Here is a 25309-nt window from a genome sequence, read left to right as displayed (position 1 = left end):
TTATTCCTTAATATCGACAACAGAAGCACCATAAGCAATCATTTTCTCAATTTGATTCAAACTAACCATTTGCTCGTTAGAATAGCGAATAAAATAAGTGCCCGTTTCAGGTTCCTCAAACTTGGAGCGATACTCTAGCCCCAAAGTCATTTCGATTAATCGCGCAGGCAAATTTTGACCCGATTTTTCGGATATCGAAATCCAGGCAGGAAAACGAGGATTAATCTCGATGAGGTGATAATGCCCCTCTGAATCACACATTAACTCTAATTCAAATGGCCCCTTCCATTTCAACTCTTTTATAATGTTCTCGGCGAATTGAAACACTGCCTCATCATAAATAGTCACACCAACACAGGCTTTATTTTTACTGGTTAATGCAACTTTCTTAATGATAACACCACCGATCATTGCACCCTGGCCATCACCTATAGCACTAAGATTACATTCCTCACCCAGGATGTAACGTTGAGCCAAAATGGGATAGCCCCAGTCCTTAACCATATCGTTAAATGCTGCTGTTGCCTCATACGGAGAGAATACTTTTCTTGCATCATAAAAAGGGCCTTTAACTATTAAAGGATAAGTCCATCCTTCATAATTACAAAAATTAAAAAAATCAGGTGTATAAAGAGCCTTTACTTCGGGATAAGGAATATTGATTTTACTGGCGAGTTCAGGTAGCCGATCTTTATGACAACGATTCAATTGATCACGTGTTGGTAAAAAAGTATGAATGCCCAGACTTAGCAATCGCTCGGAAAGCCCGATAACCCCAGATAGCTCGGAATCAAGACAAGGTATCAGAGCATCTATCGGTTCCTCTTTCTTAATATCAAGCATGCGCAAAAACAAAGCCTCTGATCCAAATCTGGGATAGGGCAACAAATACGCAGCATCGCATAGGTCTTCAGCATATAAGCCCACATCAAAAGCATCATAACCCAAGCCAACAATACGAACCTTATCGCCAAAAGATTTACGCAGACAGGATGCAACAGAAATCCCTGGCGCCGGATTTTCAGGTAGAGCATTCATGCCTGTGATTGCCACAGTGAATCGGTTCTTTGTTTTCATTTGATTTGTTGTTGTAAATTAGTAAAGAATTCTTGAATATCATGCTCTATCACTTCCCTGCTCACATGATACTCTTCACTTAATTTTTCAATAATTTGTGCCAGGTTAGAACCGTCCTGGATGAATTTTATGATTGCCAATCCATTACTGTTCACTCTGTAATTTTTGCCCCGCAATGGATCAAAAACAAAACCACTTTCAGTAATAATAAGACGTTTAAGAACTTCAGGATTGGGAAAATAATTGGTTTCAACCTCAACTTCAGTCATTTTTCCAGCTTGTCTGTACGTTGCCATAACGACTCCAAACAATACCTCAATACATAAAGCATAGTTGAAATTTTTGTTATTATATTGATTACTTAAAATAAATTCAGAACATGCAGAGGATTCATAAACTGAATCCCCTTATCACGAGACATTGAAATCGGAATGGTCAACACATAAAGCTCAGATATACAGAATCAACCTGATAGTCACTGATGCTTTTTAAGGTAATCAAGCGCCTCTTGATTGTCGGGGGATCGCTCCAGTACCAATTGATAATTTTTAATAGCCAAAGTTTTCTTACCTTGCCAAGCTTGGGCTCTGGCCAGAAAAATGTACACCGTTGGATCTGAAGGATAACGTTTGGCCATTTCTGCAGCATGAGGTTCAAGAATTTCCCACTGCAAAAGAGCTGATTCAGAGGTCATCAGCCTCACATTGGCATTATAATCCCATGCGGAGATTTTAATTACTTCTTTTGCATAAAGAGCAGCTTCTTTCCATCGCTGTTGTGCTAAAAGAGGCAAAGTTAATCCCAAACGCGCATCGATGGAATCTGAATTGAGTTCAAGAGCTTTTTTATAGTAGGATATCGATGTGTTGTATTCCGTTTGCAAATAATACAGCCAACCCAAGCGAAGCAGAAGAAATTCATTCTTTGGTGTTGTGTTCAGCATAGGCTCTAAGACCTTCGCAGCGTCCAGATAGTGTTTGTTTTGCTCCAGACTAAACGATTTTTTCCATGGGTTGTTATCCGAAGCAGCAAAAGACATCGAATTTAAAAAGACAAATCCAACCAACAGAACCGACATCAGGGCCCTGTTACCATCTTTTATCAGCCTCATGCGTTTTTTCCTCATGAAAAAATCAATAAGAGTAAATATAGCATCACGGCCATATTAAGTCTATTTTTCAACACATCATTCACGGCTGTCCCATTAAAAATATGACGTCTTTCCGAGCGTAGCGAGGAATCTCCTGCAAGGTTGCACGATCCCATTACAATGCGGCCATTAAAATCATATCAAGAGTTGAGTATCCCCTGCCAGCCTTTTTCTGCAGACGCCTAATGCTCATATCCTTAAATTTCTTTTTGGTATTTTGTAACTCGTTCAAAATAATATGCCGAACCATCGCCATATTTTCAGGAGCATGATCTTTGCGTACGCGAGAATCCTCTTCACGTAATGTAACGTCCAAGACCCAATGTAGACTGTTCTCGACAGCCCAGTGACTACGGAATAGTCTGAGCAATTTGTTTAGCATTTGCAGCCAAGATGCTGATAAGGTAATGTTAATTAATGCATTAATTCAGATTGTGCCAATTTGCAGGAGATTCCTCGCTACGCTCGGAAAGACGTCACATTTTTAATGGGACAGCCGTGACACATCATTTTAAGTTGATTGTAAACAGAGTGGAACTATGTAAATATTAAAAACTCTATAGTTTTCCTTTGTAATTTCATGATGATAAAAACAATAATAACCTGCATATTTTTATTGATTGTAACCAACCTCTCCTGGGCAGGCGATAGGTGGACAACAAACATTACCCCTCAAGCGGTATCAGTGGCCTATCCAGGATCACCTATTCGGAACAACCTCAATACTGAGGGAGCTATAATCGATCTTCAATATTTAGAGCGCTTGGGCATTACATTTGGCGAGACCCACCTCAATCTGAACTATAAATACGACATTCCAGCTTTGCGTCAGGATGTTGGGTATTTTTCAGTTCGTGCACCTCTGACGCCAGACTATGTTCCTGGCACGTTAACACTACGATTGGATTCCTATAAAATTTGGGGCAATGATCCAACCCATGAAACCGATAATACAAATATTATCGCTCCAATGGTCTCTTTTTTAAATTACAATAAAACCTATTATCTGGATGTAGGTTACGCTTACAGCAAATACGGTACCAGCGTTATTCGAAATGACAATTTGGCAATAAATCAGGTAACCCCAACTTTTGGTTTTAGTTTTTTTGAGCAAATGAATTGGTTGTATTTCAGGTTATACAGCATTCACTCATCTAACCCAACCCGATCCCAAAACTTAAACAATACCCTGGGAACAGAAATCACATTAACGCACTACATCATGCCCAGTTATTTTTTCGTACCTCAAGAATTGCAACTGAGCGTGTTTTTAGGAAAGCGAATTTATGCCGTAGATAACGTAGCACTTATTCCTTATAACCTGGGTGATGTGCAAAAAAACAGCGCTTACATACAAGCAAAGTGGAAATTATCTCCCCATCTGTTTTTAATTTTAAATGGTGGGAGCCAAAACTTTAACACTATATACTTTAATACAAATTATAAATACAAACTCAATTACATCTATGGGGGACTTAATTTCAAATTTTAATCCCTTGGAAGACGGTTAAAGTAATTTTTTTAATTGGCGCCAAACCGTTTCCAGTATAATAAATTGCCCTTGCTCAGTAGGATGCAGTTTATCATCCTGCATTAGATTTTTATTCGTATCTACGTATTTGAGTAAAACCGGAACCAGTGCAATATTCTGTTGATTTGCCAAAGCAGGATATAAGTTCGAAAAGGCTGCTCTATAGGATGATGGGTAATCAACAGGCAATCGCATACCTAATAAAAGTACCTTACTGTTTTTTTGCTTGGCCAATACAATCATTTTTAATAAATTCGACTTAATCGTTTGTATTGGAACATGTTGAAGCCCATCATTTGCCCCCATTTCAATAATAGTAATCTTGGGGTTGAATTCATTTAGAGCCCATTGAAGTCGATGCAACCCATTTTCTGTCACATCACCAGGAATACTGTAATTGACTACTTCGTATTGATAGTTTTCATTTTTTAGTCGCTCTTTCAGCAAATTGACCCAGCTGTCCTGGGAGCGTATACCGTAAGCATAACTTAGGCTATCCCCAACGATAAGAATAACCGGGCTCGATTTTTTGGGAAAAAATAAAACGAGAAAAAATGGAAGTAAACACAGCAACAAGAAAACCATTCGTTTCATTTACTGGCTCCAAACTGTTGATAGGCATATGATAAATGCAAAATAGATGATTCATAATATCAATACAGTATAAACTCTAATATGATCAACAGATTAAATGCTCATCGACATACGCTTCTGATGTGTTCAATAAGGTCTCTGTTCATACCAAAATCCGAATGTCCCATAGTAGCACTAGAAGCAACATTGCCATCTGAACGTATAATAAGCCAGTCTACAAAATGAAATATTCTGCTTTGCCTGTAAGCAATCAAATGAGTTTTATCCAATTGAGTTATGTTAACTTGGGGGACATTACTTTTGATGCATTCAGCCAATTGTGTCAGGGTATCAACTTTAAGTGGAGCAATGTAATGTGCGTCATCTGCAGCAACGAAACTGCTTACCCAATTCGGTTTTGTTTCGGATAACTGTCCATCGATTAAACCTTTAGGCATGTCCCTGAAATTAATTTGCGGAAATAAATACATCACCCCCACCACAAGGGCGATGAACACAACGACAATTAAAATAATTTTCATTTAGACCATTTCCTCTTCATGCAGCTGCTGTTCTTCCTGAATAATGTGCTCCAAAGAAATATAATCAATTTTACCAGAGGGTAAAATCGGTATTTTGCTATCAGGATATATTGTATGAGGCACAAGCAGTTCTGAATGTCCCTGTTCATGAATTTTTTTAATGAAATTCATTTTATCTGCATGTACTGCTTCGCTGAATAACACGATCTGCTCCCCTTTTCTGGGGCATTTTCTGGTAACCGCAGCATGCAATAATTCAGGCCAAACAGAAGCGGCTATGCCTTCAACTGCAGTTAAGGAAACCATCTCCCCGGCAATTTTGGCAAAGCGTTTCGCACGACCGGATATCGTTATAAAATGATCTTCTGTCATCGTGACGATATCGCCTGTATCATGCCAGCCATCAAAAGGTGGAATGATTGTTCCTGGCTTATCCGCATTCATATACCCACGCATAATATTAGGACCACGCAGTTGCAGGCGTCCGCCCACCACGATACCCTCTACAGGAACAATACGGCTCTCCATAAAGGGCAAGATCATCCCTACACTACCTGGACTTGATGCTAATGGACAATTCAAAGAAATAACCGGAGAGGCTTCTGTTGCGCCATATCCTTCGTAAATTTTTACTCCAAACGTTTCAGACCAATATCTTAAGGTTTCTGGCTTCACTTTCTCAGCGCCAGCAAAAATATAACGCACACTGCTGAAGTCATATCGGTCAGCGGCACGTGCATACCCGGTTAAAAAGGTATCCGTACCAAACATAATGGTCGCTCCTGTTTGATACACCAGACCAGGAATGACTTTATAATGCAGGGGTGATGGATAGAAAAAGCATTGAATCCCGGTAATCAATGGAGTGATGCTACCAGCGGTTAACCCGAAACAATGAAAAATAGGCAGGGCATTAAAGAAAATATCTCGGGAAGTAAAATCAACCCGTGACTTCATTTGGCAGCAATTCGCCAAAATATTAGCATGGCTCAAAGCCACTCCCTTTGGCACCCCCTCTGAACCTGAGGTAAACAAAATCACCCCTGTTTGATCCGGTGCAATAGCCTCACCAATGAGACGATAAGCCACAGCAGGAAACATTCCTTTCACCAGACCTGAAATTTTATGAGCCAGATTTATGGATGATTTAAAATCTTCCAAATAAAGAATTATCAAACCTGCGGCCTGTAATTCTTCAATTAATGACTCCAGTTTGGCAGTGGCAATAAATTGCCGGGAAGTATAGATTGATTTAATTCCTGCGGTATTACATGCAGAAATTAAATTATAAAATCCCATGCTGAAATTCAACATAGCAGGAATTCGTCTGTACGCCTGTAAAGCAAAAAAAGTGACCATTCCCGCAATAGTGGTGGGCATCATGATCCCAACATGCTCTCCAGCTACTGTTTGTTTTTTAATTTGCTTCCCTAAAATAAAACAACGAGCAATAAATTGTCGATAAGTCAAAGGAGTGCGGTTGCTGTCTTCAATTTTAGCCTTATTTTTGACGCCTACGGCAACCCCTTCGATTAATGCGGTAAATAAGGTTTGCGGCTGAAAACTGTTCGCAAATGCCAAGTCACCAATCAATCGAAATAAACGCAAACTGACTGCCTGACGGTTTACTGGAACATGATGGGGCTGGATAAATACCTGTGAAGGCATTATATGAAGGGAAATTTTGGGCGCGATATGAATGCTGTGTTTACTCTTGCTGATCGAGAACACACTGTGCTCAGCACCTTCGATCCGAATTGGGATGACTTCAGCTCCAGCTTTCTGCAAAACAACTCCAGGTCCATCGTACACCTTGAGACTGTCTTCTTGTTCACCTATTAAGCCTTGTGGAAAAATAACGCAGCGTTTCCCAGAACGGATTGCTTTAATCAAAACCCTGGATGCCCTGGCACTACCGGGATCGATAACAATAACCTCAGCAAAAAGCAAAACCAACTTGACCCATAACTTTTTGAACATTAATGGATGTAATGCAATAGTCAATCGCTCGGGTAAAAAAACTGAAAGCAATAATACATCAATCACAGAGGTTCTGTTTGCGATAATCACTGAATTAGGCGCTGGCTGATAGTGCCCCTTTACCTCAACGCGAAACCATGTCACAAGCAGTGATTTAATCCAGCGTCTCGCTCTTTGAATTTGCTTTTCTTTCCAACTCAAATGTTCCATATTATCAAATCTCTATAAAAATACCGGGATTATAAAATCAAATTTCATTTTACAAGATTGAAACCAATTTAAATAGTTATAATCCAAGTCTAAACATAGCTTAGGTAGAATAATCGTTCAGATTACTTGCGACTCTATCGTACCTGTAATAAAGTGAGCGATATGAATTACAAAAAAATCCAGCCTGTTAAAATCAGTTGCTTCCTTTTGGCCATTGCCTTCTTCTTTTTTTGTGGCATAGCATTTCAACAACATTCCCCTGAAATCATTAACTGGATTGATGAGCTGGGATGGCTGGCGCCAGCCCTGTTTATCTTGATTTACTGCCTGGCAACCTTAATGTTATTGCCAACTATGGTGTTAACATTGGCGGGTGGCGCTCTATTTGGGCCATTGCTTGGCCTGTTATTCAATTTATTAGGGGCAACCAGTGGAGCAGCCTTGGCCTTTCTAATTACCAGACACCTCGCTTACGACTGGTTTTCAAAAAAAAGAGGGGAAAAGCTGAATAAATTAATCAACGGAGTAGATGAAAAAGGCTGGATATTTGTAGCTTTTTTGCGATTAGTCCCCATAGTGCCATTTAATTTGGTTAACTACGGCATGGGGATTACCGGAATTAAATTTCGACTTTACCTCGTAACCACTTTTGTTTTTCTGATACCAGCAGAAATTATTTACACCTATTTTGGGTATGCAGGAATGGACGCCCTTGCTCAGCCCAACCATTTTTACAGAAACGGCGGTATTTTACTCACCGGCATAGCTGTTTTGTTTCTTTGCATTATTAAGTTCATCAAGAGAAAGCAAGGTGATTAACTGCTCAATTACAGGATGAGCCACCTCAAAAACTACTTGATCAACAGCAAGAACGGCTCTGATTCCCTGCAAGGAATTAGAAATAAAAACGGCATCTGCCTCTTCAATCATGGCTTTGGTTATTCCTTGTTCAAGACAGGGAATATCATGCTCCTGGCACAGCGATAAAATTCGTGATCGAGTTATACCGGGTAATACACCATGTTCCAAAGGTGGAGTAATCAACTCATTATTCTTTATCAAAAACAGGTTCGCGCAAGTAGTCTCAGTGGCAAAATGCTGTAAATTAAAAAATAGCGCATCATCCGCACCAAGAGTTAATGCCTGGCGTCGTGCCAGTATAGCTTCCAGATAATTAACCGTTTTCAATTGGTAGACTGGATTTGCCGCATCCCTCAACCAGGAGGTACTGATTAAACGTATCGGATGCTTAAGCACTTGATAGTTAAAGGTTTGAAAAATCAGCTGGCTAACCTGGCCTCTCTGTGCCAATCCTCTGGGAGCAGGACCTCCACTTAAAATGGCTTTTATTCCCCCATGATACAAATTGTCACGTCTGATCTGCTGGATGAGATGCTCACACCAATCATCCAAAGAAAGATCAAAGGGGATACCTAACTGACCAGCAGAATGAGCCAGCCTTTGCCAATGCAACGGGGCAAAACAAGGATTGGAACTGTCTACCTTAATCGTCTCAAACAATCCCTCACCCAAAAAGATGCGATCATCAATTCCAAATGCAGGAACAACATCACCTTTATCTATTAATACCCTGGTATGCATCAAAAACCCATCTTTAATAATCTACAAAATCATCAAGCTCATCTCGTAATCGCTTTTCTTCCAACATTTTTTCCAAACGTCGGCGAGCATCCAAACCATTACCAGGCATATCAGTAAATTCAGTATCTACTTCAACCTCTTCAAAATCATCTTCAACTTCAATTATTTCTTCTTCGTCTTCTTCAAATAAGTCAGTCATACCCATTCTCTCAGAGAGTTAACATCAATTCGTTAAATCACTTTTTAAGTGGAACAAAATACCAGGACGGCTATATACCCTATTTTTTTTTTTTTGACCAGTTTTTTTTTAATCACAGATAAAATTTTTCCAATAGACTGGTTATTTATGTAGTGCCACATACTTGAACTTTCGTTATAAACAACGAATAATCAGTAAAGATAAATAACAAAAGTAATTGTATGCCTGACCAATTAAAAGTTGCGTTACGTAACTCTATAAAGCAAGTGCGCTCTAAAATTACTGTTCCGTATCGAGCAAAATCATCAAATCAGATTTGCAATCGAATTAAAGCTCTTGAGCACTATAGAAAAGCCAAGAGTATTGCTTTGTATTTTGCAGTCAATGGCGAAATTGATTTAACCAACATTTGGCAAAGTGCTCCTTTGCAAGGTAAGTTCTGCTATTTTCCTGTATTGAATGAGAATTCAACCCTTACCTTTTTACCGGCTACACCCAATACCCCTTTTATAAATAATCGGTACGGTATTCCTGAACCTGATGTCAGCCGTGATCTGGCAATTCCCATAGAGGAACTGGATTTGATCATTATGCCACTGGTAGCCTTTGACATCCATTGTACACGATTGGGGATGGGGGCTGGTTATTATGATCGAACATTGAGCAATAAAAAAAATTGCCTGTTCATAGGAGTAGCCTATCAATTTCAGAAAGTGGATTTTCTGATTCCCGAACCCTGGGATATTCCTCTCGATGCAGTAGTAACTCAAAAAACTATATACTGGCGCAATCCCTAAATCCCAGACACACTATAATTTTCCTGCGTTGAATGCGTTGGATTTGAGTGCAGGTTAACAGAAAAGCCCCATAAAAAAAGCGCAGTGTACATCAGGTACATGAGCATTTTTTTATGGAGCTTTTAAGAGCCAACGACTTTCGTGCGTTGAATGCGTTGGACTTGAGTGCAGGTTAACAGAAAAGCCTCATAAAAAAAGCGCAGTGTACATCAGGTACATGAGCATTTTTTTATGAGGCTTTTCTGTTAAGATGCGCCAAAGACAACGCATTCAAAGGGCGTCGCGACCGACTTCACCCGTTCTAATCCGCACCACCTGTTGCAACTCATAAACAAAAATTTTACCGTCCCCTATTTTTCCTGTATAGGCAGATTTACATATCGCTTCAATTGCTACGTCGACCATATTCTCTGGAACGGCCAATTCAATTTTAATTTTTGGGAGAAAATCGACTACATATTCAGCCCCTCGATACAATTCAGTGTGTCCTTTTTGACGACCAAATCCTCGAGTTTCAGAAATGGTTATTCCTGGTACACCTATTTCTATTAATGCCTCATGTACATCATCCAGCTTGAAGGGCTTGATGATTGCGGTAATCATTTTCATAATTATTCCAATGCAGTATGTGAAATTTAATAAGTTCTTTCAAACTCGGCGGTTCGGGTGTAGTTCTTGAGTAGCAGTTTTGTTAGACTGTTAACAATAATAAACACGGAGCAACTATGTTCAACACAAAACAATTCGACGAATTGGCTCAAATGCTTTTTGCCACTCTGCCTAGCAGTCTACAGAATATTGAAAACGACATTCAACAAAAATTTAAAGAAGTTTTACAGGCAACCTTCACTCGCATGGATTTAATTACCCGTGACGAGTTTGATGTCCAATGTAAAGTACTTGCTCGTACCCGGGAAAAACTGGAACAACTGCAAAAGCAAGTTGATGATTTATTAAAAACCCAGAAAAATAAAAATCAGGAACCCTAAGTCCCGACACCCCTGAATAAAAAACGACACACTCCAATTGGCTGTACAGGTTTAGATACCTTAGGAAACAGAAGTTCAAGTGTGTTGTTTATTTTATACAGGGACACCTGAAAGTTACATTTATAAAGCTGTCCAGGAAATAAAGACAGCCAAACGTCCAACACAACAGGAAACGACATCATGAATCTCGCATTCACCAAAACGCGCAGCACTATTGGCATACAGGCGCAATCTGTATCAGTAGAAGTACATCTTTCAAATGGTTTACCTGGTTTTACCATGGTAGGACTAGCTGAAACAGCAGTAAAGGAAAGTAAGGACCGCGTGCGAAGTGCAATTATAAACAGCCAATTTGAATTTCCCTGTCGTAAAATCACAGTAAATTTGGGACCTGCTGATTTGCCTAAATCGGGTAGCGGCTTTGATTTGCCTATTGCGTTGGGGATCCTTGCGGCATCAGGTCAGATACCCCCCGATAAATTAATGAATCATGAGTTTATCGGCGAGTTGGCTTTAAGCGGTGAGCTAAGGGGAGTATCTGCAATTATACCTGCTGTTCTTGCCGCGCATAAAGACAATCAATTCCTGGTGATTGCTACGACCAATGCTCCTGAGGCCTCATTAACCGGACATCAGGATGTACTTACTGCCAACAATTTAAGGGAGGTATGCAATTATCTCTGTAACGACGCACCATTACAAAGCGTACCGTCAAGACCTGAATACACGAAATCGACTCATGAGTTGGACTGGTCCGATATCAAAGGTCAGTTTCATGCAAAAAATGCAATGGAAATTGCTGCATGTGGTGGACACAGCATTTTGTTATGCGGTGCTCCAGGCAGCGGCAAAACCATGCTGGCCAAAAGGTTTGGTACCTTATTACCCGAGCTAACTGAAACCCAGGCGCTGGAGTGTGCGGCAATTAACTCAATTCGAGGAAAACTCCCCGATTTCGCAGAGTGGCGTTCGCCACCATTCCGTGCGCCACATCATACCGCTTCCCCTATGTCTCTGGTTGGCGGAGGAAATCCTCCCAAACCCGGAGAAATTTCCCTGGCGCATCATGGGGTTTTATTTCTCGATGAGTTACCTGAGTTTAATCGACATGTCCTGGAAACACTGAGGGAACCATTAGAATCGGGCACTATCTGCATTTCGAGAGCAGCGGCTCAAACCGAGTTTCCTGCCCAATTTCAATTAATCGCAGCTATGAATCCATGCCCATGCGGTCAGTGGGGTAACACTCAGGCAAACTGCTTATGCACACCCGATAGAATTAGCCGCTATTTAACCAAGTTATCAGCCCCATTATTGGATCGAATTGACATGCATATTACCGTGCATGCATTACCTCCAGATGAGTTAATAAAGCCCAATACCAATCCCGACAGACAAAGTGAGCTAATCAGGGAAAAAGTAATCAAGGTTCGGGCCTTACAAATGATGCGACAAAACTGCATTAATGCCAATTTAAGCTCAAAGCAATGCGAGCAGTTGTGTGAGTTAGGAGAAAAAGAGCACTCTTTTTTAAATGAGGTCATGAATAAGCTGAAACTCTCTGCCCGAAGCTATCATCGCCTGCTCAAGGTAGCGAGAACGATAGCAGATATGAATGAAAGTAACAAAGTGAGTCTAAATTACCTGCAACAGGCCTTATCTTACAAACAGACTTTTCAAGCTCCCAAATAAAGGGTTCCAAGAATAGCGAATTCCCGCGGTCTTCACCGCGGGATTTCGGCCTATATTTATACGACGTCAGCCACCTGATGCTAATACAGAGTTGATCCAAAGGGTTTAGCCAATGCTCTGATCAAGAGGCAGAGCACAGCGAAGGAGAGAGATGACCTGGTGGGGGGATACCATATATCAATATCTCATTTGAAAAACGGTACTGATCAAGATCCAAATTATTTTAACCATTTGATTTAAGAATCAACGATTCAATAATCGCCATTCGAGAATAAACACCATTGGTTACCTGGCGCAAAATAAACGATTGATTTCCATCGGCAACATCACTATCAATTTCGATACCCCGATTCATCGGCCCTGGGTGCATTACCATGGCATCTGGTTTTGCATAGCCGAGACTATTTTGAGTTAAAGCAAAACTGCTCCTGTAGGCATCCAGATCGAGATGATCATTATCAGTCAAACGTTCGCGTTGCACTCGTAAACAAATCACAACATCTGCCTCAGACAAGCCTTCACACAAATTATTGGTTACACGCCCATAATGTACCAATTCAGGTTGCCAAAGTTCCGGAGCAATAAATACCAATTCACCAACTCCCAGTATACTGCACATACTTTGAAAGGAATTGGCTACACGTGAGTGCCTGACATTACCTAAAACGGCAATTTTCAACTGTTCCAGGTTGGGTTTCTGCTCAATGATAGTCATTATATCCAATAGAGCCTGACTGGGATGAGCATGTGTTCCATCCCCAGCATTAATTATATGAATTGCATTACCCAGGCGCTCGGCCAAACTCTGCTGCAGCCCATTGAGTTTGTGGCGAATAACAAAATAGTGTATGCCCATTGCAGCTAAAGTGTTCAAAGTATCCTCAATAATTTCGCCTTTACTTTCAGATGAACTCTGCAGATCAATATTAATAACTGGTATTGATAAACGTTGTGCCGCCAATTCAAAACTAACCCGGGTTCTCGTACTGTTCTCATAAAACAAATTGGCCATAGTATGATCAGCATAAGATGGATAACTTGAATGGTGCTTAAAATGAAATGCTCTTTGTATCAATGCTTCAATTTCTTCGCGTGATAATTGACTAATCTCAAGAAAATGGTTCATAAACCCTCTTTAGAATTCGTTCCAAACTGGTGTTTTAAAATCGCCTGAATGCGCTAATTCTACACGATGTAGTGCTAGAATTCGAAGGACATTTTATTAAACAGCGTTGAACATGGTAAAACAAGACGAAGAACCACGCTATTCTGGATGATGCAACCACTGCTCCAGGATGACACAAGCGGCGATGCTATCAATTTCTGTATTTCTGAGTTTACGATACCCACCCTGCTCAAACAATTGTCCTCTTGCTTCTACTGTTGAAAGTCGTTCATCAACCAGATGAACAGGGATGGAAAAACGTTTACGTAATTGTTTGGCAAACCTGCGTGCTGCAGAGGTTGTATACAACTCACTGTCATCGATACACGTAGGCAATCCAACAATTAACGCCTCAGGATTCCATTGTGTTATAAGTTTTTGAACACTATTCCAATCGGGAACACCCGACTTGGCACTAACAGTAGATACAGGTGAAGCGCTACAGGTTAATCGTTGTCCAACTGCAACCCCAATGCGTTTATAACCAAAATCAAACCCCAAATAAACACCCCTAGGCATGGCCGGCATCAGAACTAAGTTGACTCATTTTTACCCCTAAGGTCAATCCTGCATATTCCCAACGATCTTCAAAAGGAACTTCATAAAGAATTTCTGACTTATAAGGACACACTAACCAAACATTATCCATTACTTCTCGTTCCAATTGATTTTCAGTCCAGCCAGCGTACCCTAAAGTGACCAATACGTCTTTAGGGCCTTTATCTACGGCTATTGCCCTGATGATATCATTTGAAGTAGTAACAGTCACCTCATCCTGCAAAAACAAGCTGGAACGCCATCCACCCATTTGTTTATGAATCACAAATCCCCGTTCCGGTTGCACAGGCCCACCGAATAATAAAGGCATGCGATTTTGTTCCAAATTAATGGGTTCAATTTGCAATTGTTCAAATACTATGGACAAAGGAAACTGCATGGGTCTGTTAATAATTAAACCAACCGATCCTTGTTCGTGATGCTCACAAAGATAAATGACTGTTCGTTCAAAATTAGGATCATTTAATGAAGGCATGGCAATCAACAAATGATTCGCTAATGAGCTTATAATTGCCATGAGGTCCCCCAAAAGTTTGTCGGTATTCAATTTAATTATACACCAAAAAAGACCATTATTTTGTCAAAATGAATTTAAATGGAACGCTGGTGTTTAATACAAATAAATCTCATCAATTCACCAGATTCAAGCGCAATGAATAGTAAGTACCTATCGCCTGCACTATTCGATATAATCATCTCCTGACCGCTACAATATTTATGAACAATATTAAGCCTGAGACAAAATGATTTTTTTTGTAAGCCCTGCTTTATTTTACTTCTCCTGCAGGCATGGAGTTCACTATCGAAACCTTTATATATAATGTTGAATTTTGAGAAAATGGCCTTCCTGCAGTGTAAGAAGTAGAACTGGAATCATTATTCTGGCTGCCTTCAGCACTACCCAAAGGTACCCATTTATTTAATGGAGCCATTATGGTGGTATTAACCTGCTGATTATCAAATTGTTGCCCACCCGCAGCATTTTCTTGCTCTCTAACCCGTTTAACAGACAATTTAACCTGGTTTCCCTGTAATACAGGCTGCACCAATAAACCATTTTGAATATTATGCTGCTGGTACTCAATTCCGGTAAATAAACCAACGCCAACAGAACTAACAACAGGCACCTCTTCGCCAGTTGAAACAAAGGCAGATTCCCCACTCATCACTTGAACAGACTGACTGCGCTGTACTTCAGACTGAGGATTGGTACTGTAGGTCACATCATTATTATTTTGTTGACTAAGCCAATCAGGATCACCTTGATATATTGAAATATTGAATGTAACCGGGGGCACATCGAGTTTGTGCAAAACGTCTCTGATTTGAGTCAACGTGGAGGGACTGACTACCACAATTAAAGTGTGCCCTGAACCGCTTACTTTTTCCCCATCTTCTGTTTGTATCAGCGGTTGAATTAATTGAATTATTTTGTCCGCGGGCACATAATTCAATTCAATGACTTTAGTTATCATCGATTGGGAAAAGGCATTACTGGCGAAGAAAAACAAAACAATCAACCATCGATTCATAATGGCAACACTCCTTGTTGGTCCAATTTTATTGCATTCTTTATTGTTCATTGTAGCACTGAACTATCAATGTTGTTTCAATGGATTAAAATGAGTGGTTTTGTTCCTGCAAAAGTTTGGGTATAATCGCTTCAATCTGATTTCAGGGATATGAACATTATGGGTAGTATTTTTAATATGTTTGGGCCATCGCCGATAAGGCCAATTGAGCAACACATCCGCAAAGCACACCAATGCGCAAAACAACTATACCCATTTTTTGAAGCAGTATTAAAAAAGGATTGGAAATCAGCGAACAACATCAAAGAAAAAATTATCTCTTTGGAAAAAGAAGCAGACTTAATCAAACGTGATTTACGCCTGCATCTTCCTACCGGTCTATTTCTGCCTGTGTCACGAACCGATTTACTCGAGCTTTTAAGCGCTCAGGACAAAATTGCCAACAAAGCAGAAGATATAGCCGGTTTAATTACCAGTCGACAAATGACCATTCCAGAAGCTCTGGTTCCCGTATTTATGCCTTTTTTACATCGTTGCCTCGATGCCTCAAAACAAGCCTGTAAAGCAATCAATGAGCTTGATGAATTACTTGAAACCGGATTCAGAGGCAGTGAAGTAAAAATTGTTGAGGAAATGATCCTTAAGCTGGATGAAATTGAGCATGACAGCGATGAAAAACTTGCTGATATTCGTCATCGTATCTTCGAGCTGGAAAAGGATTTATCAGCAATAGATATTATGTTTCTTTATAAATTAGTCCAATGGATTGGTGAATTAGCCGACAATGCCCAGACAGTAGGTGGTCGACTTCAAATTCTTATAGCCAGGTAGTATATTCCGATGGATTATTCAATTTTGTTTCTCTTTGTAGCTATTGTGCTGTGTTTTTTAATGACATGGGGTGTTGGAGCTAACGATTTAGCCAACGTAATGAGCACCACTATGGGCTCAAAGGCGGTAACTGTTCGTCAAGCCATGCTCATTGCCATAGTTTTTGAATTTGCCGGTGCGTTTTTAGGAGGAAATGGCGTTACTGAAACCATGAGAGATGGAATCATTAACACCAGTCAATTATCCAATGAACCATTAATTCTGATTCAAGGGATGTTGGGTGTATTAATGGCTTGTACCATATGGATGAACCTGGCCAGTTACCTGGGAGTACCTGTATCCATAACCAATGCTTTAGTGGGTTCAATGGTCGGTTTTGGCGCAATGGTCCTTGGTCCAGATGCCATACACTGGAACCAGGTTGTTCGAATAGCCATTAGCTGGATTACTTCTCCCATGATTTCAGGGATTACAGCCTATGCACTATTCATCAGCATCCAACAGACTATCTTTGTCAAACGAAACCCGTTAACCAAAGCCAAACTTTATATTCCCATCTATCTCTTTCTCATCGGTTCCATCCTGTCCTTTATTACTGTTTTTAAAGGATTGCATCATTTTGACATTCATTTGAATTTCAAACAGAATTTAGCAGTTACCCTGGCAACAAGCATTATCATTACCATTACGGGTATGATTTTTATCAAGCGCATTCCTGAAAATCCCAAAATAAGACGCAGAGAACGTTTCATTCAGGTTGAGAAATATTTTGCCGTTTTAATGGCTATGACCGCTTGTGCTATGGCTTTTGCACATGGCTCTAATGATGTTGCCCTGGCAGTAGGCCCGCTAACTATAGTGTACAGCCTCGTCATGAATGCAAATCAAGCGTTTGATGCCAACAATTATCCAGCCTGGATCATCCTGCTAGGTTGCACAGGAGTCATTGCTGGATTATTAATGTACGGTAGAAAGGTCATTGAAACTGTAGGTAGTGCAATTACAGCATTAACCCCAAGTCGCGCTTTTGCAGCTACTCTTGCTGCAGCGACCACAGTAGTTGTTGCCACCAGCACAGGAATTCCTGTATCTGCGACTCAAACTTTAGTAGGTGCAGTCTTGGGAGTGGGTTTGGCCAGAGGTATTGGCGCATTGAATCTTATTGTCATACGCAATATTTTCATGTCCTGGATTTTGACCTTACCAGCCGCATCCATTTTGACCATAATATCGTATAAGCTGCTTCATCTCTTTTTGGGGTAGCTTAAACTCACAGCAGAACCCACTATCATGCACAACAGTGCCCGCCAACGGCGGGCTGATGCATTCTACCAAGATCGACACATCACCTCACTTTGCGCCCACGTACTGCACTTTACAAGGAATTGTCGAGCGAAGGCCTGACGCTTGTTCTACTTCGAATCTCCTTGGCTTAGATCGTAAAAGCCAGCGGCACAGCTAGAGTAGGTTGGGATTTGAGCAAGAACCTTACTTCGGATTTCTGTCAGGCTTTGTACGCGGTATCAAATCAATCAATAGAACTAAACCTCATAAACATAGAGTTATGACGACAGTGACGATTAAAGCCGTGTTATATTAAAACTCTTCCCAAATCTCGCCTTTATCATCCTTATAATCTTTATTATCTCTCATGTATGCGATTCGTTCGTGTTTTTTAATTTCTTTTATTTGTGATGCAGATTTCTTATGAGTGGCATCAAATTCAAAGAAAAATTTATCATAAGGACTTACATACGCTTTATCTATATCATGTTCGGTCATACCAATTCCAAAATAACTTTATTCATAATAACTATTTTATCGCTTTTTTAACTAAGTTACCATTAAGCTTCTTCAAAAGATAAAAGGCTAAGCAATGAAATTAAAAAAAGCGGAATTGCATGTACATTTAGAAGGATCCATTTCACCCGAATTAGCTGTAAAACTTGCCAGACGCAATAAATTAACCCTGCCTTCAGGCCTCATTGCCCCAGATGGCGTTAGTTATTTATCAAAAGATTTTCTGGATTTTCTCAAAGTTTATGACACGTTAGCTGCAGTAATTAAAGTCCCACAAGATTATTATGACATTACTTTTGATTATCTCAGATCTAATGCCCTGGATAACGCCATATACATAGAAATGATGTATTCGCCAGATCATGCTGAACGCTCTAGCGGAATCCCATCCAAAGAACATCTTGCAGCCATCCAGCAAGCTATCGACGACGCCAAAGAACAATTTAATATCGTTGGACGTATCATAAACACCGCCGTACGTCATTTTGGAGTTGACGCTTGTGAACGAGTCGCACGGCAGGCTGGCATTGATAAATTTCCCTGTGTGACTGGATTTGGATTGGGAGGAGACGAAGCAAAATTCCCACCAAAACTCTTTACTCGAGCCTACCAAATCGCCGCTGATGCAGGATTGGAATGTACCGTTCATGCGGGTGAATTTGATACCGCTCGAGGAATGGTTGAAGCAATGGAACATCTGCCCATAAAAAGAATAGGGCATGGAGTTAATGTCATTCACTCTCCCGACACCATGGCTATGGTTAAAGACCGCGGAATCGCATTGGAAGTGTGCCCTACCAGCAATATCTTTTTAGGTTTATTTAAAGATATGAACAGCCACCCCTTTCCAAAACTGTATGATGCGGGTATCAAAGTAAGCATCAGCTCTGATGATCCACCATTCATGAGCACTACGCTAGCCCAGGAATATCAACGCGTGCAGGAATCATATCAATACAGCGACAAGATCATGAATGATATTACCAAAATGGCGATTGAAGCGGCTTTTGTCGATGAAAAGACAAGAAAAGAGCTGCTCGAGCAAATATGAGGTTGAAATCCTGTTGAGAAAATCCCGTATTACTGGACAGTGGTACGGGAGCCTGTTGTTTTGGCATAGACCTGCTGAAAATAGGCCTAAACGCCTTCCCCAAAACGTTAGTCCAATGTTTTCCTATAACGTTTAAATCCAATAACAAGCACGACGAAAGTAAAAAGCAGTATAGGAACAAACTCACTCCATACTTCGGCGAAACCATTCCCCTTTAGCACGATACCTCGAACAATGATCAGATAATGAGATAATGGCAATACACTACCAACCCACTGCGCCCATTCAGGCATTCCTCTAAACGGAAACATAAATCCAGACAATAAAAGTGAAGGGAGGAAAAAAAACATGGCCCCTTGAGCAGCCTGAAGCTGGTTGGAGGCTAATGTTGAGAAAGTAAGGCCCACAGATAAATTTGCAACAATAAATGGAAAAGTAAAGATCAAAAGTAAAAGAATACTGCCTTGTATAGGAATGGAAAACAGAAATTTGGCCATTAATAAAATTAAGCTGACCTGAATAAAACCAACTAATACGAAAGGAAGTAATTTTCCAGCCATAACCTCTAATGGCCTCAAGGGCGTTGAAAGTAAAGTTTCCATAGTTCCACGCTCATTTTCTCGTGTGATCACCAAAGCCGTCACGATAACCATAGTCATGGTTAATACTACCCCCAAAAGTCCTGGAACGATGTTATAGGCTGTAATAGCCAAAGGATTATATTTGGCATGAATCTCAGGTAGATATGGTGGGGATTTTGGTTTTAAAGATGAAAGGGAACCATTGAGATCTTCATTTAATGAAAGACTGGCCAGTTCCGTAAACACTGAAACTGCGCGGCTTGTTGCTGCAGGATCTGTTGCATCTGCCTCGAGAAGTAAGGGGGGATGCAACCCTCGGATTACGTCTCGTGTAAAATTAGGAGGAAAACTGACTACAAATTGAATTTTACCGGTTTTCAGCAACCTGCTGGCTTCCTTTTCATCAGTTTTCGAACTGATAAAATAAAAGTATGTTGAATTTTCCATACTGGTTAGAATGCGTCGGCTTAAAGCCGTGTTATCCGGATTAACAACTGCCGTAGGTAAATTACGCGGATTTGTATTAATAGCAAAGCCAAATAGAATTAACTGCATTAAGGGTATGCCCACTATCATGCCCAGCGTGACTCTGTCGCGAATCATCTGTATAAACTCTTTGATCATAACCGCTAACAAGCGATTCAGGCTTGCTCTAGTCAACAAAAGGCTCCGGTGATTTATTTACTAAACTGATAAATGCATCCTCAAGTGTTGGTTCTATTGAATACCATTTTATCGAATATTGAGAACTTAATTTCTGTAAACCTTCTTCAATTAGTTCTATATTGTACCCGCAAACATGAATCAAATTGCCAAACAGGGCCGATTGAACCACTCCAGGGATTTTTTTTGCATGCTGTAATAAAGTAGTAGTGACGCTTCCTTTGATTTCCCATGTTTTTAAATGAGTTTCATCAATTACTTCAGATACTGTACCCGTTGTTAAAAGTTTGCCATAAGCCAAGTAAGCGATTCGTGTGCAACGCTCTGCTTCATCCATATAATGAGTAGAAACAAAAGTAGTGATGCCTTCCTGGCTTAAAAAATGAATTTGATCCCAAAACTCTCTTCTTGCAATAGGATCTACCCCTGCAGTTGGTTCATCGAGCAACAACAGATCGGGTTCATGGATTAAACAGGTAGCAAGTGCTACACGCTGTTTCCATCCACCAGATAATTCTCCAGTCAGTTGCTTTCGTCTGTCGGTTAAACCCAATTTATCCAAAGCATCAGCAACTCGTCTGTTTCGATTAGACACTCCATACACTCGTGCGATAAAATTCAGGTTTTCTTCAATAGTTAATTCAGTGTATAAACTGAATTTTTGAGTCATATAACCAACGCGTTCCTTAATCTGCTCTGACTGAGTCAATATATCGAAACCTAAACAGGTGCCTTGCCCCGCATCTGCTTTTAATAATCCACATATCATCCGTATTGTTGTCGTTTTACCACTTCCATTGGGGCCGAGAAAACCAAATACTTCGCCTCGATCCACCTCTAAATCAATATCGTCCACTACAACTCTCTGCCCAAAACTTTTACGCAGACCTTTTACATTAATAATGATGTTGGAATCCGGGATGCTCATTACAAATTCACCATAACGGGTTGGCCCGGTTTAAATGAAGTAGGATTCATAATACGCGCTTTAACTCTGAATACTAATTTTGAATTGTTATCACGGCTGTAAACCAATGGGGGTAAAAATTCAGCATCCGGTGATATGTAATTAATTACTGCAAGATTAGTGTTTTGACATCCCTCACAATCAAAACTGATGTTTTGCCCCACCTTTAATCGAGCCAGATATTCCAAAGGCACAAAAAATTCAATTCGGATGTTTTCAGGTGTTAACAAAGATAATACAGATTGTTGAGCAGCAACGTATTCACCTGTTCGATAATAAGTATCGAAAATAACGCCATCGGCGGGTGCATAGATGGTTTTCTGTGACAATTCCCATTGAGATACATTCATTTTAGCAATCAGTGAATCCACAACACCTTGTTGTGCTGCAATTAAATCCTCCCTGCTGCCTAATTTTGCCAATGCCAAATTGGCTTCATACTGCATTTTTAATTCTTTTTGTTGTTGCAAATGCGCCAATGCCGCATCAAGACTATCCTTGTCTGAAGCCTGTTTATCTACTAACTTCTGATAACGAGAGACTCTTATATCTGCTAAAGTAATTTGAGCATTGGTCTGCTCAATTTGTGCTTCTATCGCTTCAATTTCCTGAAGCCTTCTTGGTTTTTTTAAATCAGTGAGCTGACTTTGTGCCTGAGATAATTCGCCTTTAATCTGAGAGATATTCATTAATTGAGGATTAGGATCGAGACTATATAATAATTGCCCCTTATTAACTTTTTGTCCGCGTTGTACTGCCAAATGCATTAATACACCATAGAATGGGGAGGCAAGGTATATATTCTCACCCTCTACATATCCTTCAAATTGCCCATGCTCATTACTGCCGCAACTATTAAGGATTATAATCATGAAAATAATGAATAATGATTTTAAATGCATAATCATTCGATGCTTGTATGATGTATTTTTTAATTGTGGGCTGTTTTTTATATTTGTGCAAGTTACGGTAAATAAACAAAAAAATTTGGTAGGGAATGAAGTAGCTGCTACTATTAATTTATTTTCTCTAAGTAAACTATGACAAAAAAACAGTTTGATCTGATAGTGATTGGTGGTGGAAGTGGTGGAATTGCCAGTGCTGTACGCGCCGCAAAATATGGTGCCAAGGTAGCTATTATAGAAGAATCTCAGTTAGGAGGAACCTGTGTCAACTTAGGTTGCGTTCCCAAAAAAATAATGTTTAACGCATCGATTATTTTTGAAACGTTACACAAAGCTCATGATTATGGATTTAGTCCTGTTAGAGCAAAACTTGACTGGAATAAACTGATCACCAAACGCAACGAATATATAGAACGCTTACGCGGACACTACACGAACCGCTTAAAAGAATTTGATATCACCCGGATCTGCGGCAGAGGTGTTCTGCACGAACAGAATACCGTACTTGTAAATGACTGCTTATATAAAGCGGAACACATTATTATTGCCACAGGCGGGGAACCTGCCTTGCCTAACATTATTGGTATTCAACATGCTATTGATTCAGATGGATTTTTTTCTTTAACAAAACAACCCCAAAAAGTAGCGATCATTGGCAGCGGATATATAGGAGTTGAACTGGCAGGAGTGCTTAATGCACTTGGTAGTGAAACACATCTATTAATGAGGGGCGACAGACCTTTAAGCAAGTTTGATGACATGCTTGGAAGTACTTTAAATGAAATAATGATGCAACAAGGGATTACGGCACATCCTAATCATAAAGCGCATTGCATCAATCTGCACAGTGATGGAAGAAAAAGCATACAATGTCAAAGTGGCTCTACTATTCATGATCTTGACGTTATTATCTGCGCTGTTGGCAGAACCCCAAGAACACATCATTTAAATCTCGATAAATTAAAAGTGAAAACAGACAAACAAGGACTTATACGAGTTGATCGCTTTCAAAATTCTACGGCAAAAGGAATATACGCAATTGGAGATGTGACTAATGGTCCTGCCCTTACACCCGTTGCTATAGCTGCGGGAAGAAGACTTGCGGACAGACTTTTTGGTCAACAACCCAAAGCAAGACTCAGTTATGATAATATTTGCTCTGTTGTATTCAGCCATCCTCCTGTCGGAACTGTCGGTTATAGCGAACAGGCAGCTATAGAGCGGTATGGAGCTGAACAAATAAAAATATATAAAACACGATTTAATCCTATGTATGATGCATTAAGTGAAACGAAAACCCCTACTGCAATGAAATTAGTCACCTTGGGGAAGAAAGAAAAAATCATTGGTCTTCATGTTATCGGCTATAATGCCGATGAAATGCTCCAAGGTTTTGGAGTAGCAATAAAGATGGGAGCCTGTAAAAAAGATTTTGATAATACAGTAGCCATTCATCCTACAAGTGCTGAAGAATTCGTAACTATGGTGTAATAATGACAAATTTAATTCGAAGTTTTGATAATAAAAATCCATCATTGGGAAAGCAGGTATACATCGATCCCCAATCTGCAGTAATAGGAGATGTTACTTTAGGAGATGATGTCTCTGTATGGCCTATGGCCGTACTGCGTGGTGACGTTAACTCGATTACAATTGGTCACTCTTGCAACATTCAGGATGGTGCCGTACTTCATGTAACGCATGATGGCCCTTATACCCCAGGTGGCAAACCACTAATTTTAGGTAATTGCATCACCATCGGCCATCACGCAATGTTGCATGGTTGTACAATAGACGATCTATGCCTCATTGGAATGGGGACAATTGTTTTGGATGCAGCACATATTAAACAACATGTGGTTATTGCCGCAGGAAGTTTAGTACCGCCAGGCAAAATATTAGAAAGCGGGTATTTATATTTAGGTAGACCGGTACAAGCGGTCAGGAAATTGTCCATCAATGAAATAGAACAAATTGAATACTCAGCACAACATTATATCCGCTTAAAAGACAAGTACCTAAACAATTGATTTAAAAGGCTGGACTAAAAATCCAGCCTTACTCCTCAACCAGGATTTTCCATTAAATTGTGTATCTTTTAAAAACATTTTTTTTAAATATTGCTAAACTAATATAGATCAGGAATTTTAATAAGATATTACCGACGGGAATGGAGTACATTAAAATGAAAGGATTATATTTACCTCTATTCGGCGCTGTACTGTGTATAGCGACAGCTACCTCTTATGCAGATGAACAAACCTGCAACAATCGTTATGACTATTGTATGTCTTCTTGCAATAACCAGTATAATCAATGCACTAAGAACAATAACGAAGAATCGTACTGTAAAGATCAGTATCAGCCGTGCATTCAAGGTTGCAGTAACACTAGGGATAGTTGCTTGTCCCAATAGTACATACAGCAGGAGAATGAAATGAAACTACCTCAACTTTTAAGCGTGTTCATACTATTGGGTGGCATAAATTCATTGGTTTATGCTTCAGGGCAATTAGTGGTTAGCAATTGTCCTGAAAATTGCACTTCGTGTTGGGAACAATGCACGAAAGATGACGATTGTGGCGTAGAGCATAAATGCATTTCAACACCATGCGGAAACAGATGTGTAAAGGAAATTTCAACAAATGGACAATGACCCTATATTACTCAATAGCTTAATTAGCCTATATACCACATCAGTGGATATCAACTGAGCTTGCTTGGATGCAGTAAAAAAGATAGGTGCTATGTTTCAATAGTAGTACGAAGATATTAATTTTAAGAATTATGGATAAAAAAAAAGCGGCTAAAAAGCCGCTTTTCTGGAATAAAACCCTGGCGATGACCTACTTTCGCATGAGGAAACCTCACACTATCATCGGCGCATGTTCGTTTCACTTCTGAGTTCGAGATG

Annotated in this window: 28 protein-coding genes; 10 read left to right on the top strand and 18 right to left on the bottom strand. The window is 40.0% G+C overall.

Annotated features, from left to right (window positions below):
* From ELY21_RS09995 to ELY21_RS16035, 4 genes are all read right to left on the bottom strand, one after another.
* The gene (locus tag ELY21_RS09995; protein WP_127109120.1) at nucleotides 1–1077 is read right to left on the bottom strand and encodes an ATP-grasp domain-containing protein; all 1077 of its coding nucleotides are present in this window, start codon (nucleotides 1075–1077) and stop codon (nucleotides 1–3) included.
* Entirely contained in the window at nucleotides 1074–1373 is a 300-nt protein-coding gene (locus ELY21_RS09990) for a PqqD family protein (RefSeq protein ID WP_127109118.1), read from the bottom strand. The genes ELY21_RS09995 and ELY21_RS09990 overlap by 4 nt, the downstream gene beginning before the upstream one ends.
* Before the next feature lie 179 nt (nucleotides 1374–1552).
* Entirely contained in the window at nucleotides 1553–2188 is a 636-nt protein-coding gene (locus tag ELY21_RS09985; protein ID WP_158618544.1) for a lipopolysaccharide assembly protein LapB, read from the bottom strand.
* A 154-nt stretch (nucleotides 2189–2342) separates the two neighbouring features.
* A complete protein-coding gene (locus tag ELY21_RS16035; RefSeq protein ID WP_127109114.1) occupies nucleotides 2343–2609 on the bottom strand; it encodes a transposase family protein in 267 nt (88 codons plus the stop codon).
* 198 nt (nucleotides 2610–2807) lie between these two features.
* Between ELY21_RS16035 and ELY21_RS09975 the strand changes: the two genes are divergently transcribed.
* Nucleotides 2808–3719 (top strand): hypothetical protein, encoded by a 912-nt coding sequence (locus ELY21_RS09975; protein WP_127109112.1) that lies wholly within the window; start codon nucleotides 2808–2810, stop codon nucleotides 3717–3719.
* 15 nt (nucleotides 3720–3734) lie between these two features.
* Here ELY21_RS09975 and ELY21_RS09970 read toward each other — a convergent pair whose 3' ends face one another.
* From ELY21_RS09970 to ELY21_RS09960, 3 genes are all read right to left on the bottom strand, one after another.
* Nucleotides 3735–4352 carry an arylesterase gene (locus tag ELY21_RS09970; protein ID WP_127109110.1) on the bottom strand — a complete coding sequence of 206 codons (618 nt, stop codon included), beginning with the start codon at nucleotides 4350–4352 and terminating at the stop codon, nucleotides 3735–3737.
* A 101-nt stretch (nucleotides 4353–4453) separates the two neighbouring features.
* Nucleotides 4454–4873, bottom strand: a complete 420-nt coding sequence (locus ELY21_RS09965) for a DUF1499 domain-containing protein (protein ID WP_127109108.1) — start codon at nucleotides 4871–4873, stop codon at nucleotides 4454–4456.
* Nucleotides 4874–7063, bottom strand: coding sequence for an AMP-binding protein (locus tag ELY21_RS09960; RefSeq protein ID WP_127109106.1), 2190 nt, complete (start codon nucleotides 7061–7063; stop codon nucleotides 4874–4876).
* A 162-nt stretch (nucleotides 7064–7225) separates the two neighbouring features.
* Here ELY21_RS09960 and ELY21_RS09955 point away from each other — a divergent pair, with 162 nt between their 5' ends.
* The gene (locus ELY21_RS09955; protein ID WP_127109104.1) at nucleotides 7226–7882 is read left to right on the top strand and encodes a TVP38/TMEM64 family protein; all 657 of its coding nucleotides are present in this window, start codon (nucleotides 7226–7228) and stop codon (nucleotides 7880–7882) included.
* Here the strand turns inward: ELY21_RS09955 and ELY21_RS09950 are convergent.
* Entirely contained in the window at nucleotides 7814–8665 is an 852-nt protein-coding gene (locus tag ELY21_RS09950) for an aminotransferase class IV (RefSeq protein WP_127109102.1), read from the bottom strand. The genes ELY21_RS09955 and ELY21_RS09950 overlap by 69 nt on opposite strands.
* Before the next feature lie 13 nt (nucleotides 8666–8678).
* A complete protein-coding gene (locus ELY21_RS09945; RefSeq protein ID WP_127109100.1) occupies nucleotides 8679–8864 on the bottom strand; it encodes a PA3496 family putative envelope integrity protein in 186 nt (61 codons plus the stop codon).
* Between the two features lie 221 nt (nucleotides 8865–9085).
* Here ELY21_RS09945 and ELY21_RS09940 point away from each other — a divergent pair, with 221 nt between their 5' ends.
* A complete protein-coding gene (locus ELY21_RS09940) occupies nucleotides 9086–9661 on the top strand; it encodes a 5-formyltetrahydrofolate cyclo-ligase (protein ID WP_127109098.1) in 576 nt (191 codons plus the stop codon).
* A 270-nt stretch (nucleotides 9662–9931) separates the two neighbouring features.
* Here ELY21_RS09940 and ELY21_RS09935 read toward each other — a convergent pair whose 3' ends face one another.
* The gene (locus tag ELY21_RS09935; protein ID WP_127109096.1) at nucleotides 9932–10270 is read right to left on the bottom strand and encodes a P-II family nitrogen regulator; all 339 of its coding nucleotides are present in this window, start codon (nucleotides 10268–10270) and stop codon (nucleotides 9932–9934) included.
* Between the two features lie 116 nt (nucleotides 10271–10386).
* Here ELY21_RS09935 and ELY21_RS09930 point away from each other — a divergent pair, with 116 nt between their 5' ends.
* Together ELY21_RS09930 and ELY21_RS09925 are read left to right on the top strand one after the other, a co-directional pair.
* Complete coding sequence (locus tag ELY21_RS09930; RefSeq protein WP_127109094.1) at nucleotides 10387–10650, top strand: accessory factor UbiK family protein; 264 nt, start codon at nucleotides 10387–10389, stop codon at nucleotides 10648–10650.
* Nucleotides 10651–10830: 180 nt separating this feature from the next.
* Complete coding sequence (locus ELY21_RS09925) at nucleotides 10831–12342, top strand: YifB family Mg chelatase-like AAA ATPase (protein ID WP_127109092.1); 1512 nt, start codon at nucleotides 10831–10833, stop codon at nucleotides 12340–12342.
* Between the two features lie 223 nt (nucleotides 12343–12565).
* Here the strand turns inward: ELY21_RS09925 and ELY21_RS09920 are convergent, their stop codons facing one another.
* The 4 genes from ELY21_RS09920 to ELY21_RS09905 all read right to left on the bottom strand — a co-directional run bounded on the left by ELY21_RS09920 (nucleotide 12566) and on the right by ELY21_RS09905 (nucleotide 15600).
* Complete coding sequence (locus ELY21_RS09920; protein WP_127109090.1) at nucleotides 12566–13468, bottom strand: aspartate carbamoyltransferase catalytic subunit; 903 nt, start codon at nucleotides 13466–13468, stop codon at nucleotides 12566–12568.
* 138 nt (nucleotides 13469–13606) lie between these two features.
* A complete protein-coding gene (gene ruvX / locus ELY21_RS09915) occupies nucleotides 13607–14026 on the bottom strand; it encodes a Holliday junction resolvase RuvX (protein WP_199741692.1) in 420 nt (139 codons plus the stop codon).
* Nucleotides 14019–14582, bottom strand: a complete 564-nt coding sequence (locus ELY21_RS09910; RefSeq protein ID WP_127109086.1) for a YqgE/AlgH family protein — start codon at nucleotides 14580–14582, stop codon at nucleotides 14019–14021. Before ELY21_RS09910 ends, ruvX begins: the two co-directional genes overlap by 8 nt.
* Before the next feature lie 250 nt (nucleotides 14583–14832).
* On the bottom strand, nucleotides 14833–15600 hold the full coding sequence (locus ELY21_RS09905; RefSeq protein ID WP_127109237.1) for a type II/III secretion system protein: 768 nt from the start codon (nucleotides 15598–15600) through the stop codon (nucleotides 14833–14835).
* A gap of 156 nt (nucleotides 15601–15756) precedes the next feature.
* On the opposite strand from ELY21_RS09905, the gene ELY21_RS09900 reads away from it, so the two are divergent.
* Nucleotides 15757–16428 (top strand): TIGR00153 family protein, encoded by a 672-nt coding sequence (locus ELY21_RS09900; RefSeq protein ID WP_035921549.1) that lies wholly within the window; start codon nucleotides 15757–15759, stop codon nucleotides 16426–16428.
* A 9-nt stretch (nucleotides 16429–16437) separates the two neighbouring features.
* A complete protein-coding gene (locus tag ELY21_RS09895) occupies nucleotides 16438–17691 on the top strand; it encodes an inorganic phosphate transporter (RefSeq protein ID WP_127109084.1) in 1254 nt (417 codons plus the stop codon).
* A 333-nt stretch (nucleotides 17692–18024) separates the two neighbouring features.
* On the opposite strand, the gene ELY21_RS09890 is transcribed toward ELY21_RS09895, so the two are convergent.
* Nucleotides 18025–18210 carry a CBU_0585 family protein gene (locus tag ELY21_RS09890; RefSeq protein ID WP_028383715.1) on the bottom strand — a complete coding sequence of 62 codons (186 nt, stop codon included), beginning with the start codon at nucleotides 18208–18210 and terminating at the stop codon, nucleotides 18025–18027.
* 94 nt (nucleotides 18211–18304) lie between these two features.
* On the opposite strand from ELY21_RS09890, the gene ELY21_RS09885 reads away from it, so the two are divergent.
* Nucleotides 18305–19279 (top strand): adenosine deaminase, encoded by a 975-nt coding sequence (locus tag ELY21_RS09885; RefSeq protein WP_127109082.1) that lies wholly within the window; start codon nucleotides 18305–18307, stop codon nucleotides 19277–19279.
* A 107-nt stretch (nucleotides 19280–19386) separates the two neighbouring features.
* On the opposite strand, the gene ELY21_RS09880 is transcribed toward ELY21_RS09885, so the two are convergent.
* The 3 genes from ELY21_RS09880 to ELY21_RS09870 are packed head-to-tail and all read right to left on the bottom strand — an operon-like array spanning nucleotide 19387 to nucleotide 22392.
* On the bottom strand, nucleotides 19387–20520 hold the full coding sequence (locus tag ELY21_RS09880) for an ABC transporter permease (RefSeq protein ID WP_233588700.1): 1134 nt from the start codon (nucleotides 20518–20520) through the stop codon (nucleotides 19387–19389).
* Nucleotides 20513–21451 (bottom strand): ABC transporter ATP-binding protein, encoded by a 939-nt coding sequence (locus tag ELY21_RS09875; RefSeq protein WP_127109080.1) that lies wholly within the window; start codon nucleotides 21449–21451, stop codon nucleotides 20513–20515. Before ELY21_RS09875 ends, ELY21_RS09880 begins: the two co-directional genes overlap by 8 nt.
* The gene (locus ELY21_RS09870; RefSeq protein WP_158618543.1) at nucleotides 21451–22392 is read right to left on the bottom strand and encodes an HlyD family secretion protein; all 942 of its coding nucleotides are present in this window, start codon (nucleotides 22390–22392) and stop codon (nucleotides 21451–21453) included. Before ELY21_RS09870 ends, ELY21_RS09875 begins: the two co-directional genes overlap by 1 nt.
* 138 nt (nucleotides 22393–22530) lie before the next feature.
* Between ELY21_RS09870 and gorA the strand changes: the two genes are divergently transcribed.
* Nucleotides 22531–23886 (top strand): glutathione-disulfide reductase, encoded by a 1356-nt coding sequence (gene gorA / locus ELY21_RS09865; protein ID WP_127109076.1) that lies wholly within the window; start codon nucleotides 22531–22533, stop codon nucleotides 23884–23886.
* 2 nt (nucleotides 23887–23888) lie between these two features.
* Nucleotides 23889–24425 (top strand): gamma carbonic anhydrase family protein, encoded by a 537-nt coding sequence (locus tag ELY21_RS09860; protein WP_127109074.1) that lies wholly within the window; start codon nucleotides 23889–23891, stop codon nucleotides 24423–24425.
* Nucleotides 24426–25309 lie beyond the last annotated feature (884 nt).

Origin of the sequence: Legionella sp. km535 (assembly GCF_003990085.1) — a bacterium.
Lineage (GTDB): Bacteria > Pseudomonadota > Gammaproteobacteria > Legionellales > Legionellaceae > Legionella > Legionella moravica.
Note: the sequence above shows the minus strand (reverse complement) of the source record. Positions and strands in the feature narration are given on the sequence as shown.